The following is a 14,077-nucleotide window of genomic DNA, read 5'->3' as shown; positions in this document are numbered from 1 at the left end:
GCTCGACACGAACGGATATGGGAGTGTTGCGGGTTTATGGCACGCCGCTCTAATCCCCCCGTGTGTCCCCGCGAAGGCGGGGACCCAGGGCGCCGACACTCGACCTTGCGGGTTCACGCTCTGGCCCCGCACCGTCGCGGGGCCGCGCCACCCTGACGGGCAGCGCGGCTTCACCCTCGTCGAAATGCTCGTCGCGCTGTCGCTTTTTGCCGCGATCGCGGCGATCGGGGTCGGCCTGCTCCGCAGCAGCGTCGATACGCAGGACGCGGTGCAGGCGCGGCTCCAGGCGATGAGCGGGACCAACCGGCTGCGCGCGGTGATGGCGAACGACCTTGCGCAGGCGGTGCAGCGCTCGACGCGCGGCCCGGCGGGGGAGGCGGTGCCCGCCTTCCTCGGATCGGCGACCGGCTTCGCCTTCGTCCACGCCGGGGCGGCCGCCCACGACGGCGCGCCGCGACCTTCGGTCGAGCGCGTCGGCTATGCGCTGGTCGGCGGCGAGTGGCGCCGGGCCGTCCAGCCGATGCTCGACGGCACGGCGCTTTCCGAAGGCGACCGGCTGGTTGGCGACGTGACCGATGTCGCGGTCCGCTATCGCGGCGACGACGGAGCCTGGTCGGAAAGCTGGACGTCGGAGCTCGGTGACCGCCTGCCGCGCGCGGTCGAGGTGCGGTTGACACGCACCGGCCGCGCCCCGCTGACCATGGCCTTTCTGGTTGCGCCGACCATGCCGCATTCGCCGGTTTCGGCGGAGATCGCGCCATGAAGCGGCGCCGGGACGAACGCGGCGCTGCGCTGCTCAGCGTGCTGCTGCTCGTCGCGGTGATGGCGGTGATCGCCGCGACCGCGCTCGACCGGCTGACGCTGGCGACGCGCATCGCGGGCAGCGCCGCCACGGTCGATCAGGGGCGCGCCTATGCCTTCGCCGCCGAACAGATCGCGCTGCGCCGCGTCGCCGACCTCGTGGCGCGTGACCCGGCGAAGCTGACGCTTGCGGGTGGCTGGCTCGGCCGTGATTTCGATCTGCCGCTGCCCGGCGGCGCGGGAACGGCGCGGCTCACCGACGCCGCCAATTGTTTCAACCTCAACAGCCTTGCGGCTGAGACGATGCCGGGCCGGCTCAGCCAGCGGCCCGGCGCTGTCGCGCAGTTCGCGGAGCTGATGGCGCTGCTCGGCATCGACCGCGGCGAAGCGCAGGCGGTCGCCGCCGCGACCGCCGACTGGATCGACAGCGACGCCAACGAAGCGCCGCTCGGCGCCGAGGACGGCGCCTATCGCGCGATGCCGACGCCCTACCTCGCCGCCAACCGCAAGATGGCGGACAGCAGCGAGTTGCGCGCGGTGCGCGGGGTCACGCCAAAGCTCTATGCACGGCTGCGGCCGTGGATATGCGCGCTACCGGTCGCCGAGCCGGTGAAGATCAACGTCAACACGCTGCGGCCCGAACAGGCGCCGCTGGTCGCGATGCTGGTCCCCGGCCAGATCGGGGTCGCGGACGTGCGGGCGGCGCTGGCGGCACGCCCCGCCGACGGCTATGGCAGCAGCGAGCGATTCTGGAATGCGCCGTCGCTCGCGCGGATCGACCCGCCGCAGGATGCCGCCGCGCAGGTGGGCGTCGGCAGCCGCTGGCTGATGCTGCGGACGCAGGTGACGATGGGGGATGGGGTGCTGACGGCCAATGCGCTTATCGATGCCCACGGCGGCGCACCCGTGGCGGGGGCGGTCCCGCCGGCGATCGTGCGCCGCGACTGGGGCGAGAGCGACTGAGATGGCGCGCACGCTGCTCCTCTGGCTGCCGCGCATCGCGGCGCTTGGCGACCGATCGGCGCCGCCTCCGGCCTGGCTGCGGGTCGACGACGGCGTGATCGTCGATTCGGGGCAGGACGAAGGCTGGGTCGACGCGTGGGAACGGAGCGGGGAGCATAGGGGAGAGGCGGGCGAAGACGACCGGCTGATCGCGCTCGCGCCCGCCGCCGATGCGCCGCTTCGCTGGCTCTCCTATTCCGACGCGGCGCCGGCGCAGGCCGCCGCGGCCGCCCGGATCGACGCGCTGCGCGACAGTCTGGGCGATGCAGCGGCGCTGCACATTGTCGCCGGCGAACCGGTCGAGGCGGGGCAGGTGGTGCCGGTGGCGACCACCACCCAGGCCGCGATGCAGGTGTGGACTGAATGGCTCGCAGCGCAGGGGCTGGCGCCCGCCGCGATCCTGCCCGTCGCGGCGCTGGTTCCGCCGCCCGAGCCCGACGCGCTCTGGCTCGCCGAAGTCGGCGGCGAACGGATCATCCGCACACCCGACCGCGCCTATGCGTCCGATCCGGAGATCGACCCGCTGATCGCCGCCGGGCGAACGATCGCGCCGCTCGATGCGGGGCGGATGCAACAGGCGCTGCTGCTGTCGCTCGCCGCGCCCGCGCTCGACCTGCTCAGCGGGGCGTGGAAGCCGAAGCGCCGCTGGGCGGTCGATCCGGGGCTCCTGCGTCTCGCCGGGCGAGGGCTGCTCGCGCTGCTTCTCGTCAGCGTGGCGATTCCGGTCGTACACGCCGTCCGGCTGGCGTCCGACACAAGGCGCGCCGATGCTGCGGCCGTCGCGGCGGCGAAGCAGGCGGGGATCGCCGCGCCCGACGCCTCGGCCGCGGAGGCGGAGATCGACCGGCGCCTCGCCGCGGCGGGGGGCGGCCCGCTGGCCTTTTCGGTGCCCGCCTCCGCGCTCTACGACGCGATGCGCGATGTTCCGGGGGTGACGCTGCGCACGCTGGCCCACCGCACCGACGGTACGCTGACGACGACGCTCGCCGCGCCGCGTATCGACGACGTCAACCAGGTCCTCCTTGCGCTCCAGGCTCGCGGCTATCGCATCACGGCGCAGCCGATGGCGGGCACCGACGGGCAGCAGATGGCCAATGTGACGATCCGGGCGGTGCCATGAGAGAAAGCGTGCAAAACTGGTGGGCGGGGTTGACGCAGCGCGAGCGCTGGCTGGTCGGCGTCGCCGCCGTGCTGGCGCTTGCGGTGCTGCTGTGGGCGCTCGCGCGGCCCGCCTATGCCGCGTTCGTCGATCTGGAAACCGCGCATCGCGCCGCGGTCGAGCGCGAGGGGCGCGTCGCGGCCAAGGTACGGCTGCTTTCGCGGCGCCCGGCCTCTTCGGTCGCGGCGGCGGTCGATGCGGCATCGATCGACCAGTATCTGGCGCAGTCGGCGGGCGAGATCGGCCTGACGCTCGATCGCAACGAGGCGCGTGGGGCGCGGCAGGCGACGATCGCGATCGCCACGGCGAAGGCCCCCGTGCTGATCGACTGGCTCGCCGCGCTCGAGGCGCAGGGGTTCGTGATCGATCAACTCAGCATCACGCCCGCCGCCGACGGCACCGTCGGCATGACGGCGGACCTCAGAAAGGGCGACCGGTGACCGGCGGGCGCGGGCGCTGGATCGCGGCGGCGGGGCTGTTCGCGCTGCTGCTGATCGGTGCGACCTTTCCGCTGCGGCTCGCGCTGGGACTGGCGGGGGCGGATGATGCTGGCGTCGCGGCGCGCGAGGTGCGCGGGTCGATCTGGTCGGGGACGCTGATCGACGCGCGGCTCGGCGTCCTGCCGCTCGGCACGGTGCGCGCCAGCCTGTCGCCGCTCGCGCTGTCGACAGGGCGGATCGAACTCGCCTTTTCGCGCAGCGACGAACGGCTCGGCGCGCTGGCAGGGCGGCTCCACGGCAGCGATCCGCGCGGGCTGTCGGAGGTCGACGGCGTGACGAGCGTATCGGGCGGACTGGGCGCGATTCCCGTCGACACGCTGCGCTTCGAGGGCGCCACCGTCCGCTTCGGAGCCGACGGCCGCTGCGTCGAAGCGGGGGGCCGACTGCAACTGTCGGTCGCGGCTCCCATCGCCGGCCTCGACCTGTCGCGCGGCCTGTCGGGCCCGCTCACCTGCGCGGACGGCCGCGCGCAGGCGGCGCTGTCGAGTCAGTCGGGGATGGAACGGCTGACGCTTTCGTTCGACGGCAGCGGCGCGTATCGCGCGGCGTTCGCGATCAATGTCGATCGCGACCCGGCGATGGCGGCGGCGCTCGGCGCGCTGGGATTCAAGCCCGGACCGGACGGGTTCCGGCTCGCCACCAGCGGCCGGTTCTGAGGATCGGTGGTCGACGTCATCCTTGCCGCAGCGATCGGGCTGATCTGGGGCAGCTTCATCGCGACGCTGGTGCTGCGCTGGCCCGCCGGGCGATCGGTGCGCGGGCGATCTTGCTGCGATGCGTGCGGGCAGACGCTCGGCGTGCGCGATCTGGTGCCTTTGCTGTCGGCGTTGGCGCGGCGCGGGCGATGTCGGCATTGCGGCGCGGCGATCGATCCCTTTCACGCGCGCGTCGAACTCGGCGCCGCGATGATCGGTGTTGTTGCGTTGGCGATAGTGCCCGGGCCGGCAGGATGGCTCTGGGCGGCGTTCGGCTGGCTGCTACTGCCGCTCGCGCTGCTCGATGCGCGGCATCTCTGGCTTCCCGACCGGCTGAACGCCTTGCTCGCCGCGGTCGGCCTGCTGTTCGCCGGGCCGATGCTGGGGACGAGCCTGCTCGACCGCTGGATCGGCGCGCTGGCCGGCGGGCTCGCGCTGGCGTTGCTTGGCTGGAGCTATCGCCGCCTGCGCGGCGGCGAAGGGATGGGCGGCGGCGATCCCAAGCTGGTCGCGGCGATCGGCTGCTGGATCGGCTGGCAGGCGCTGCCGCTGATGCTGCTTCTCGCCAGCCTGTCCGGGCTGGTCTGGGCGCTGGCGACGCAAGGAAAAGGGGACCGGCCGCTGGCGTCGCGGCGGGTCCCCTTCGGTCTGTTCGCGTGCATCGCGGCTTTTGCCGCGGTGCCGCTGTGGCTCTGGCTCAGCGGCCGATGACCACCGTCACCGCGCGGCGGTTCTGCGCCCAGGCTTCCTCGTTCGACCCGAGCGCCGCCGGGCGCTCCTTGCCATAGCTGATGACCTGGATGCGCGACGGATCGATGCCTAGCGAGGCGAGATAATTCTTCGCGGCATTGGCGCGGCGCTCGCCCAGCGCGATGTTGTAGTCGCGGGTGCCGCGCTCGTCGGCATGGCCTTCCAGCGTCACGCGCACCGCCGGGTTGCGCTGGAGCCACTGCGCCTGGCTCTGCAGCGTCGCCTGATCCTCGGCATCGACATTATACTGGTCGAAGCCGAAGAAGATGCGGTCGGAGGTGACGCTGGCGACGAAATCTTCCTGCGATCCGGGGACGACGCCGGTGCCGGTATTGGTGCCGGTGTCGGTTCCGGTGCCTTCGGGCGCGGGGGGGAGTTCCTTCGGCGGCTTCGGCGAGCAGGCGCCGACAGCAAGCATGGTGATCGCCGCGATTATCGCGGTGCTTTTGCGTATCGTCATGTCTTCTGTCCTCTTGTTGTTGTGGTCCGTCGTCGTTTCGCGAGGGATTAACCCATGTTGCACGCGATAATGCAACCCCAGCCCCCCGCTTTGGTTCCGATTGGATCAGGGCAGGATCGGCCCCCAGCTCGGGTCCGATCCGTCCTGCGGCGTCGGCAGGCGGCGCAGGTTCACGCCGGTCAGGTCGACCTGCCACAGCGTCGACTTGCCTTCGCGGCCCGCCGTGGTGCGGAAGAACTGGATGACGCGCCCGTTCGGCGACCAGGTCGGCGCCTCGTCCTGCCAGCTGTTGGTCAACATGCGGACGCCGCCGCCGGTCGGGGTCATCACGCCGATGCGGAATTCGCCGCCGCCCATGCGGGTGAAGGCGATCAGGTCGCCGCGCGGCGACCATTCGGGGGTGGCGTAGCGCCCGCCGCCGAAGCTGATCCGCTGCTGGTTCGATCCGTCGATGTTCATCGTGTAGAGCTGCTGGCTGCCCGACCGGTCGCTTTCGAACACGATCTTCTTGCCGTCGGGCGAAAAGCTGCCGCCGACGTCGATGCCCGGCGTCGTGGTCAGCCGCACCGGCGTGCCGCCCTCGGCCGAGACGCGATAGATGTCGGTATTGCCGCCGACCGCCATCGAATAGAGGATCTGCCTGCCGTCGGGCGACCAGCGCGGGGCGAAGGTCGCGTTACCGCTTTCGGTCACCAGCTTCTGCGTCCCCGCCGCGACATCGTAGATGAAGACGCGGACGCGGTTGTTCAGATAGCTGACATAGACGATCTTCTTGTAATCGGGCGAGAAGCGCGGGCTGATCGCGAGCGCCTGGCCGTTGGTGATGAAGCGGTGGTTGCCGCCGTCCGAATCCATGATCGCGAGCCGCTTGATGCGGTTCCCCTTCGGACCGCTCTCGGCGATGTAGGCGACGCGGCTGTCGAAGAAGGGCGATTCGCCCGACAGGCGCGAATAGATGGCGTCGGCGCATTTATGCGCGGCGCGGCGCCAGTCGGCGGGCTGGATCTCGAACCCCTGCCGCACCAGCTCGCTGCCGAGTTCGGTGTCGTAGAGATAACAGCCGACGACGAAGCCGCCGGTGCCGGTCGCGCGCACGAAGCCGTGCACGACATTCTCGGCATTGCGCGCCTTCCAGTCGGCGAAGCGCGGTGCGGTGACCTCTGCCATGCCGATCGCGCGGACGCTGCCGGGGCCGAGCGGCGCATAAAGGCCGCTACGCTCGAGGTCGTCGGCGATCACCTTCGCGATGTCGCGGCCCAGATTGTCGGTGCGCAGCCCGGCGACCGTCGTCACCGCGGGCGTCGCGAAGGCGGGCACCGCGATCACCGTGCGCTCCTGCGAAAGCTGGCCCTCGATCGTCTCGCGCGGCTCGGTCTGGGTAACGGCGGGCGCGGTCGGGGCGCTCGCATCCTGCGCCTGCGCGGCGATCGGCGCGGCGGTGAGCAGCAGGGCGAACGAAAGCGTGGTGCGAAAGGACATCTCTCTCTACCTTTTGATGAAATCGAGCGTGTAATTCTGCCAGAAGCTGTAATTTTCGGTCGGCAGGTCGAAGGGGGCGGCAAGTTCGACGGCGCGTTTCGCGCATTCCTGGTGCCGCTGGACCTGGAACTTGTTGCTGTCGTTCTCGCCGGTCGTGGTGACGCTGGTGAAGCCCGCGAGCGCGCCCGATTCGGTCAGCCGGAACTTGACCACCGTCTTGAGCTGGTCGACGTCGACCCCCGACACGCGGCAGCCGTTCCAGCGCGGCGCGACCGCCGACTTGATACTGACGTCGATCGACCGGCGTACCTCGGCCGCGGTCGCCGCGGCGGGCGCGCCCTTGCTCGCCGGCGCCTTGGGCTGCGACTTGGCAAGCCCGTCGACGATGCCGTCGAGACGCCCGGTCGGGCCGCTGGTCTGCTTCTTCGGCGGTGCCTTGGGCGCGGGCTTGGGTTTCGGCTTCTCGGCGGCGGGGGGCGCCTTTTTCGGTGGCGCTGGAACGGGCTTCGCCACCTGCTTGGGCGTCGGTGCGGGCGTCGGGCGAACGATCGGTTCGGGTTCCGGCGGCGCGGGCACCGGCTCGGGCGGGGCGGCGATGTCGGTCGCATCCTCTTCGCCCAGCCGCGCGGCGGGCGGGGTTTCGGCGATCACCGGCGCGGTCGATTGCGGCGCCGTCTCCGCGATCAGATCGACCTCCATGGGCGGATTGTCGAAGCGCCGTTCGCCCGCGGTCCACTGGATCGACAGCAGGCCGATGACGAGCAGATGCAGCGCCACCGCGATGGCGATGCCGTGCCTTTCCATGCCCCTTGGTGCCTGTGCCGCAGCCATGCCCCGTGCCTATTGCCCGCTGTCTGAACCGTCGGTGACCGTCGCGGCGGGTGCGGCGTCCGACGATCCGGTCGTGACCAGCGCGATGCGCGACAGGCCGGCGCGGTTGAGCTCGCCCATCACGCGCATCACCCGGCCATAATCGAGCCCCTTGTCGGCGCGCAGCATGATCTGGCGGGGGCGTTCCTTGCCGCGATCCTCGCGTGCGATCACCTCCAGCCGCGCGGGCAGGTCGGCCTCGGCCACCGCCTGGTCGCCGATATAGATGGTGTCGTCGGCGCCGATCGACAGCTGCACCGGCTCCTGCTCCTCGGTCTCGACCGGCTTCGCCCGGCTTTCGGGCAGGTCGATCGGCACCGCGGAGGCGAGCAGCGGCGCGGTGATCATGAAGATGATCAGCAGCACCAGCATCACGTCGACGAGCGGGGTGACGTTGATCTCCGACATCGGCGCGCGGCGTCCGCCGCGTCCGCGCCGCCGGCCGCCGGCGCCGCCCGAAGGGCCGCTCATCGCCATCAGCCCTCGACCTCCAGTTCGCGACTGAAGGTCGCGTGCAGCCCGTCGGCGAAGCGGCCGAGTCGCGATTCGAGCCGGTTCAGCCGCTGCGAGAAGGCGTTGTAGGCGATCACCGCCGGAATCGCCGCGAACAGGCCGATCGCGGTCGCGAACAGCGCCTCGGCGATGCCGGGCGCGACGACGGCGAGGCTGCTGTTGTTCTCGGCCGCGATCGCCGTGAAGCTGCGCATGATGCCCCACACGGTGCCGAACAGCCCGACGAACGGCGCGACCGCCCCGATGGTGGCGAGCGGGCCGATCTTCTCGGCCAGCCGGTCGACCTCGCCCTCGACCGACGCGTTCATCGCGACGCCCAGCCGTTCGCGCGTGCCTTCGCGGTCGACGGTCTTGCCCGCGGTCGAGCGACGCCACTCGCTGATCCCAGCCGACAGCACCTTGGCGCTCGGCAGTTCCTCGCGGCCGTTTTCGTCATAGAATTTGTCGATGTTGCCCGCGCGCCAGAAATCGCGCTCGAAGCGTTCGGACGCGCGCATCATCTTCCCGACGCTGCGGCCATGGCCGATGATCACCGCCCAGACATAGACGGATGCGGCGAGCAGGCCGATCATTACCGCCTTGACCACGATGTCGGCCTGCAGGAACAGCGCCACGGGGGACAATGTCGCCGCGTCGGCGGCCAGCTTGATATTGTCTAGCAAGGGATGGTCTCTCCATTCATGATGGCGGTGAAGCGATCGGCCCAGCCCGCGGGCTGGCGGCGCGGCCGGCCCTCGGGCGACAGGAAGGCGGCGGTGACGTGTCCGTTCGTTAACTCGTCCGGACCGCGAAGGATGCGCTGCGCGATGACGACGCTGGCGCCGCGCACCGCCTCGACCGTGCTGACGACGAGCAGGTCGTCGTCGAGCTTCGCGGGGCGGCGATATCGGATGGCAAGGTCGGTGACCGCCCATGTGCCTTCGCCGCCCTCCATCGCCGCGCGCTGGTCGATGCCGGCGATGCGCAGCATGTCCGATCGCGCGCGCTCCATATAGCGCAGGTAATTGGCGTGATAGACGATGCCGCTGAGGTCGGTGTCCTCGAAATAGACGCGCACGCGATAATGATGCGCGGCCCCCACGAAAGCGCCGGGGATGAAGGGTGGCGGAACATCGACCATCGACAGACCGATAGCGGGTGCTCGACTCGTCGCAAACCCCCGTTTCGCAATTCGTCGCAGGTCCGCGGCATTTGATGGGGAAAGCGGCGGTTCGGCCCCTATTTTCCCTGGTCGAACAGCCCGTCCTGCGTCCCGGCGGGCGGGTTGAGCCCCAGATGCTTCCACGCGCTGGCGTTGAGCATGCGTCCGCGCGCGGTGCGGGCGATCAACCCGATCTGGAGCAGATAGGGCTCGATGACGTCCTCGATCGTGTCGCGCGGCTCGGACAGGCCCGCCGCGAGCGTGTCTGCCCCCACCGGCCCGCCGCGATAGATGTCGGCGATCATCGTCAGATAGCGGCGGTCCATCGCGTCGAGCCCCAGCGCATCGACCTCCAGCCGGTTGAGCGCGGCGTCCGCCACCTTCGCGTCGACCGTCGGCGCACCGGCGACGGTGGCGAAATCGCGCACCCGGCGCAGCAGCCGCCCGGCGATGCGCGGCGTCCCGCGCGATCGCTTCGCGATCTCGAGCGCGCCGTCGGACGCGATGCCGAGACCCAGCAGCCGCGCGGCGCGGCCGATCACCTGTTCGAGTTCGGCATGCGTGTAGAAATTGAGCCGTACCGGGATGCCGAAGCGGTCGCGCAGCGGCGTCGTCAGCAGGCCCTGCCGCGTCGTCGCGCCGACCAGCGTGAATTTCGGCAGGTCGATCCGCACGCTGCGTGCCGACGGCCCTTCGCCGATCATGATGTCGAGCGCGCGGTCCTCCATCGCCGGATAGAGGATTTCCTCGACCGCGGGCGCGAGCCGGTGGATCTCGTCGATGAACAGGACGTCGCCGTCCTCCAGATTGGTGAGCAGTGCCGCGAGGTCGCCCGCCTTCGCGATCACCGGGCCGGAGGTGGAGCGGAAGCCGACCCCCAGTTCGCGCGCGACGATCTGCGCCAGCGTCGTCTTGCCCAGCCCCGGCGGCCCGAAGAAGAGCACATGGTCGAGCGCGTCCGACCGCGCCTTCGCCGCCTCGATGAAGATGCGCAGATTCTCCCGCGCCGCCGCCTGCCCGACGAACTCGGCGAGCGATTTGGGCCGCAGCGCGGCGTCGGCGTCTTCGGGGGTGCGGGAGGGGGTGGTGAGGGCCGGCTCAGTCATAACGCTCTATTGTCTCGCCGACGATCGAAACCCAAGGCTCCATCCGCTCTTCGTAAACCGAATATTGCAATTCGAACCCGTGGCCCGGCTCGAAATTGCCGAGGGGCACCGCATATTCGCGCTGTGGGCCGTTGCGATACCACAGCGTCGCGCCGCATTCGCCGCAGAAGAAGAAGTCGGCGACTTTGCCGCTGTCGCCCGCCTGCTGCCACATCTTCGCCTCGCCCTCGGTCCGGACGCGGTCGGCGGGGAAGCGGGCCTGCGCGGCAAAGGCGCTGCCGCTGCGCGCCTTGCAGTTGCGGCAATGGCATACCGACACGCGCACCGGCTCACCGGTGCAGGCGATGCGGAGCTGGCCGCAGCGGCAGGCGGCGTGGCGGACGGCTTCGGTCATTTCGCCGCCTTCTTCAGCGCCACCCGCACCAGCGCATCGAGCGAGGCGCCTGCTCCCAGTTCCTCGCTGGCCGCCGCGACCGCGGTGCTCGCCTCGCCCGGCTTGAAGCCGAGGCCAGTGAGCGCGGCGACGGCGTCGCCGAGCGGGCCGGATGTGGCGGACAGGGTGGGATTCGAACCCCCGGCGATCCCGCCGAGCGCCCCCGCCTTGTCCTTCAGTTCATGCGTGATGCGCTGCGCGAGCTTCGGCCCGACGCCGTTGGCGCGCGCGACCATCGCGCTGTCGCCGGTGGCGAGCGCGCGCTGCAGGTCGCCGATCTCCAGCGCCGAGAGGATCGCCAGCGCGACCTTGGCGCCGACGCCCTGGACGCTGGTGAGCAGGCGGAACCAGTCGCGTTCCTCGGCGCGCGCGAAGCCCAGGAGGCGCAGGAAATCCTCGCCGACCAGCATTTCGGTGTGGACGGTCACGTCGCCGCCGACCGGGCCGAGCGCGTCCAATGTGCGTGCCGACGCCTCGACCAGCCAGCCGACGCCGCCGACGTCGATCACCGCATGGCCCGCGCCGCTGCTGTCCAGTTTTCCGGTGAGTTTCGCGATCATGTCCCGTGCCTAGCGCGACGGGAATGAAAAGGGAACATCTATGCTGTGGGCGTGAAACCATCAAACGCGCGGCCGGTGGTTGGCATGGCAGATCGCCACCGCCAGCGCATCGGCCGCGTCGGCGCCCGCGACCTTCGCGCCGGGGAGCAGCACGCGCAGCATCGCCTGCACCTGTTCCTTCGCCGCGCCGCCGGTGCCGACGATCGCCTTCTTGACGAGCCGCGGCGCATATTCCGCCACCGGCAGGCCGCCGCGCGCGCAGGCGAGCAGCGCGACGCCGCGCGCGTGCGCGAGCTTCAGCGTCGACTGCGGGTTGTCGTTGACGAACACCTCCTCGACCGCGGCCTGGGCAGGGGCGTGATCGGCGATCACCGCCGCGAGCACGGTGTCGAGATGTGCGAGGCGGTCGGGCAGGGCGGCCCTGGCGTCGGTCTTGACCTGCCCGTTGGCGACATGGCTGATCCGGCTGCCTTCGACGCGGATGACGCCCCAGCCGGTGCAACTGAGCGACGGATCGAGGCCGAGGATGATCACCGACATTCCTCTCCCCTTGGGGGAGAGGATAGGGAGGCTTGCCAGCTTGTCTGGCTAGCCGGACTTGGTGAGGGAGTGCGGCGGAGGCATGCCCTCACCCAGCTGCGACTAGCGGGCAAAGCCCGCAAGTCTCCGCATCCCTCTCCCCCAAGGGGAGAGGGAACGATCACCCCAGTTTCTCCAGCACCGCGTCGGGAATCTCGTAATTGCCCCAGACGGTCTGCACGTCGTCGTCGTCGTCGAGCGTATCGATCAGCCTGAACAGCGTCTGCGCGGTCGCCTCGTCGGCGATCTCGCTCCTGATCGTCGGGCGCCACGCGAGCTTCACGCTCTCGGCCTCGCCCAGCTTCGCCTCGATCGCCTTGGCGACTTCGTGCAGGGCGTCGACGCTGGTCCAGATTTCGTGGCCGTCCTCGGACGACTCGACATCGTCGGCGCCGGCGTCGAGTGCGGCTTCGAACACCGTGTCGGCGTCGCCCGCGCTTGCCGGATAGGTGATCTGGCCGAGCCGGTCGAAACCGTGGCTGACGCTGCCGCTGGTGCCGAGGTTGCCGCCGTTCTTGCTGAAGGCGGTGCGGACGTTGGTCGCGGTGCGGTTGCGGTTGTCGGTCAGCGCCTCGACGATCAGCGAGACGCCGCCGGGGCCATAGCCTTCGTAGCGGATTTCCTCGTAATTCTCGCCGTCGCCGCCCGATGCCTTGTCGATCGCGCGCTGGATATTGTCCTTGGGCATCGACTGCGCCTTGGCTGCGTTGACCGCGGCGCGCAGGCGGGCGTTGGCGTCGGGGTCGGGCAGGCCCATCTTCGCCGCGACGGTGATTTCGCGCGCGAGCTTGGAGAAGAGGGCGCTGCGCTTCTTGTCCTGCGCGCCCTTGCGATACATGATGTTCTTGAATTTGCTATGGCCGGCCACAGCCTACCTCCATCGATATGGAAAATGTGGCGTCGCCCCTAGCGTGAACGGCTTTTCGAGACAACCGCCGCGTCAGAGGACGACCGCGGTCCCGCTCGCCGACACCATCAGCATCGACCCGTTCTGGCCGAGCACTTCATAGTCGATGTCGACGCCGACCACCGCATTGCCGCCGAGCTTCGCCGCTTCGGCCTCCATCTCGCCCAGCGCTTCCTTGCGCGCGCGGGCGAGGACGTCCTCATATTTGCCCGAGCGGCCGCCGACGATGTCGGTGATGCTGGCGAACAGGTCGCGGAAGATGTTGGCGCCGACGATCACCTCGCCGGTGACGATGCCCAGATATTCGCGGACCGGACGGCCCTCGACGGTGTTGGTGGTGGTGCTGAACATAACCATGAACCCTTCATCAAATCCGTTCGGGCTGAGCTTGTCGAAGCCCCGTCCTTGTTTTCCATGTTTAAAGAAAAGAACGGCCCCCTTCGACTGCCTTGCAGGCGCTCAGGACAGGCTTCGACAAGCTCAGGGCGAACGGGAGAGAGTGGTATGGGCCGTCCTCAGTCGATCCCGAGCGCCGATTTATAGACGTCGAGGATGGCTTCCATCTCCTTGCGGTCGTGCACCGGCATTTTGCGCAGGCGGACGATTTGGCGCATGATCTTGGGGTCGTAACCCTGCGATTTCGCTTCGAGATAGACGTCGCGGATATCGTCGGCGATGCCTTTCTTCTCTTCCTCCAGCCGCTCGACGCGCTCGATGAAAAGGCGCAGTTGTTGGTCGGCAGTGGTGGCTTCGCTCATTTCATGCTCCGCTGGATGGGTTGGATGGGGCGGCGAGAATCGCCTCGGCGGCTCCCCTAGAGCATTTTCCAGCCAGGTGGAATTACCTGACGATTCAGAAAATGCGGAAGAACAGGAATCTGGAGCGGCCGATCCGATGTAATCGGATCCGCCGCTCTATGGTCTGCGGGGATTCGGATTTAGGCACGCTGCCTCATCCGTTCGTCATGCTGAACTCGTTTCAGCATCCATGACCGGACCTTCCCTTCTGTGCCGCCTTTCATTCGAGCGCAGACCATGGACCCCCGGATCGGGTCCGGGGCAGGCTCTGAAACAAGTTCGCAATCATCCCCTTCCGACAGGTGAGCGTTCCCCGGCGAAAGCC

19 protein-coding genes are annotated in these 14,077 nt (G+C 69.6%); 6 read left to right on the top strand and 13 right to left on the bottom strand.

All coding sequences use genetic code 11. The features are described 5' to 3' along the window. From gspJ to SGR02S_RS16520, 6 genes are all read left to right on the top strand, one after another. On the top strand, positions 1-763 hold a 763-nt coding region (gene gspJ, locus SGR02S_RS16545; RefSeq protein WP_255211510.1), incomplete at its 5' end, for a type II secretion system minor pseudopilin GspJ. Continuing rightward, on the top strand, positions 760-1,764 hold the full coding sequence (gene gspK / locus SGR02S_RS16540; protein WP_067112421.1) for a type II secretion system minor pseudopilin GspK: 1,005 nt from the start codon (positions 760-762) through the stop codon (positions 1,762-1,764). The genes gspJ and gspK, both read left to right, overlap by 4 nt. Before the next feature lies 1 nt (position 1,765). Continuing rightward, positions 1,766-2,923: a type II secretion system protein GspL gene (gene gspL, locus SGR02S_RS16535; RefSeq protein ID WP_067112420.1), complete on the top strand. Its 1,158-nt coding sequence runs from the start codon at positions 1,766-1,768 to the stop codon at positions 2,921-2,923. 8 nt (positions 2,924-2,931) lie between these two features. Continuing rightward, a complete protein-coding gene (gene gspM / locus SGR02S_RS16530; protein ID WP_255211509.1) occupies positions 2,932-3,402 on the top strand; it encodes a type II secretion system protein GspM in 471 nt (156 codons plus the stop codon). Further along, positions 3,399-4,118, top strand: coding sequence for a type II secretion system protein N (gene gspN, locus SGR02S_RS16525; protein WP_067112414.1), 720 nt, complete (start codon positions 3,399-3,401; stop codon positions 4,116-4,118). The genes gspM and gspN overlap by 4 nt, the downstream gene beginning before the upstream one ends. A gap of 6 nt (positions 4,119-4,124) precedes the next feature. Further along, complete coding sequence (locus SGR02S_RS16520; protein WP_067112411.1) at positions 4,125-4,868, top strand: prepilin peptidase; 744 nt, start codon at positions 4,125-4,127, stop codon at positions 4,866-4,868. Here the strand turns inward: SGR02S_RS16520 and pal are convergent. The 13 genes from pal to SGR02S_RS16455 all read right to left on the bottom strand — a co-directional run bounded on the left by pal (position 4,855) and on the right by SGR02S_RS16455 (position 13,713). Beyond that, a complete protein-coding gene (gene pal / locus SGR02S_RS16515) occupies positions 4,855-5,367 on the bottom strand; it encodes a peptidoglycan-associated lipoprotein Pal (RefSeq protein WP_255211508.1) in 513 nt (170 codons plus the stop codon). The two genes, SGR02S_RS16520 and pal, sit on opposite strands and share 14 nt — an antisense overlap. 105 nt (positions 5,368-5,472) lie before the next feature. Continuing rightward, positions 5,473-6,846, bottom strand: coding sequence for a Tol-Pal system beta propeller repeat protein TolB (gene tolB, locus SGR02S_RS16510; protein ID WP_067112408.1), 1,374 nt, complete (start codon positions 6,844-6,846; stop codon positions 5,473-5,475). 6 nt (positions 6,847-6,852) lie between these two features. Further along, on the bottom strand, positions 6,853-7,677 hold the full coding sequence (tolA, locus tag SGR02S_RS16505) for a cell envelope integrity protein TolA (RefSeq protein WP_067112405.1): 825 nt from the start codon (positions 7,675-7,677) through the stop codon (positions 6,853-6,855). Positions 7,678-7,686: 9 nt separating this feature from the next. Further along, a complete protein-coding gene (gene tolR / locus SGR02S_RS16500; protein ID WP_067112402.1) occupies positions 7,687-8,193 on the bottom strand; it encodes a protein TolR in 507 nt (168 codons plus the stop codon). Next, positions 8,193-8,891, bottom strand: a complete 699-nt coding sequence (gene tolQ, locus SGR02S_RS16495; protein ID WP_067112399.1) for a protein TolQ — start codon at positions 8,889-8,891, stop codon at positions 8,193-8,195. Before tolQ ends, tolR begins: the two co-directional genes overlap by 1 nt. Further along, positions 8,885-9,349 (bottom strand): YbgC/FadM family acyl-CoA thioesterase, encoded by a 465-nt coding sequence (locus SGR02S_RS16490; RefSeq protein ID WP_067112396.1) that lies wholly within the window; start codon positions 9,347-9,349, stop codon positions 8,885-8,887. Before SGR02S_RS16490 ends, tolQ begins: the two co-directional genes overlap by 7 nt. A gap of 98 nt (positions 9,350-9,447) precedes the next feature. Beyond that, positions 9,448-10,476 (bottom strand): Holliday junction branch migration DNA helicase RuvB, encoded by a 1,029-nt coding sequence (gene ruvB / locus SGR02S_RS16485; RefSeq protein WP_067112393.1) that lies wholly within the window; start codon positions 10,474-10,476, stop codon positions 9,448-9,450. Continuing rightward, positions 10,469-10,870: a GFA family protein gene (locus tag SGR02S_RS16480; protein ID WP_067112390.1), complete on the bottom strand. Its 402-nt coding sequence runs from the start codon at positions 10,868-10,870 to the stop codon at positions 10,469-10,471. The genes ruvB and SGR02S_RS16480 overlap by 8 nt, the downstream gene beginning before the upstream one ends. After that, positions 10,867-11,469 carry a Holliday junction branch migration protein RuvA gene (ruvA, locus tag SGR02S_RS16475; RefSeq protein WP_067112387.1) on the bottom strand — a complete coding sequence of 201 codons (603 nt, stop codon included), beginning with the start codon at positions 11,467-11,469 and terminating at the stop codon, positions 10,867-10,869. Before ruvA ends, SGR02S_RS16480 begins: the two co-directional genes overlap by 4 nt. 60 nt (positions 11,470-11,529) lie before the next feature. Continuing rightward, the gene (gene ruvC / locus SGR02S_RS16470) at positions 11,530-12,003 is read right to left on the bottom strand and encodes a crossover junction endodeoxyribonuclease RuvC (protein WP_067112426.1); all 474 of its coding nucleotides are present in this window, start codon (positions 12,001-12,003) and stop codon (positions 11,530-11,532) included. Between the two features lie 166 nt (positions 12,004-12,169). Beyond that, entirely contained in the window at positions 12,170-12,916 is a 747-nt protein-coding gene (locus SGR02S_RS16465) for a YebC/PmpR family DNA-binding transcriptional regulator (protein ID WP_067112384.1), read from the bottom strand. 72 nt (positions 12,917-12,988) lie between these two features. Continuing rightward, on the bottom strand, positions 12,989-13,306 hold the full coding sequence (locus SGR02S_RS16460) for a YbjQ family protein (RefSeq protein WP_067112380.1): 318 nt from the start codon (positions 13,304-13,306) through the stop codon (positions 12,989-12,991). A gap of 164 nt (positions 13,307-13,470) precedes the next feature. Further along, on the bottom strand, positions 13,471-13,713 hold the full coding sequence (locus SGR02S_RS16455; RefSeq protein ID WP_067112377.1) for a DUF2312 domain-containing protein: 243 nt from the start codon (positions 13,711-13,713) through the stop codon (positions 13,471-13,473). Positions 13,714-14,077: the final 364 nt, after the last annotated feature.

Origin of the sequence: Sphingopyxis granuli NBRC 100800 (assembly GCF_001591045.1) — a bacterium.
GTDB lineage: Bacteria > Pseudomonadota > Alphaproteobacteria > Sphingomonadales > Sphingomonadaceae > Sphingopyxis > Sphingopyxis granuli.
The sequence above is the reverse complement of the archived record's forward strand: the minus strand, read 5'-3'. Positions and strand labels throughout refer to the sequence as shown.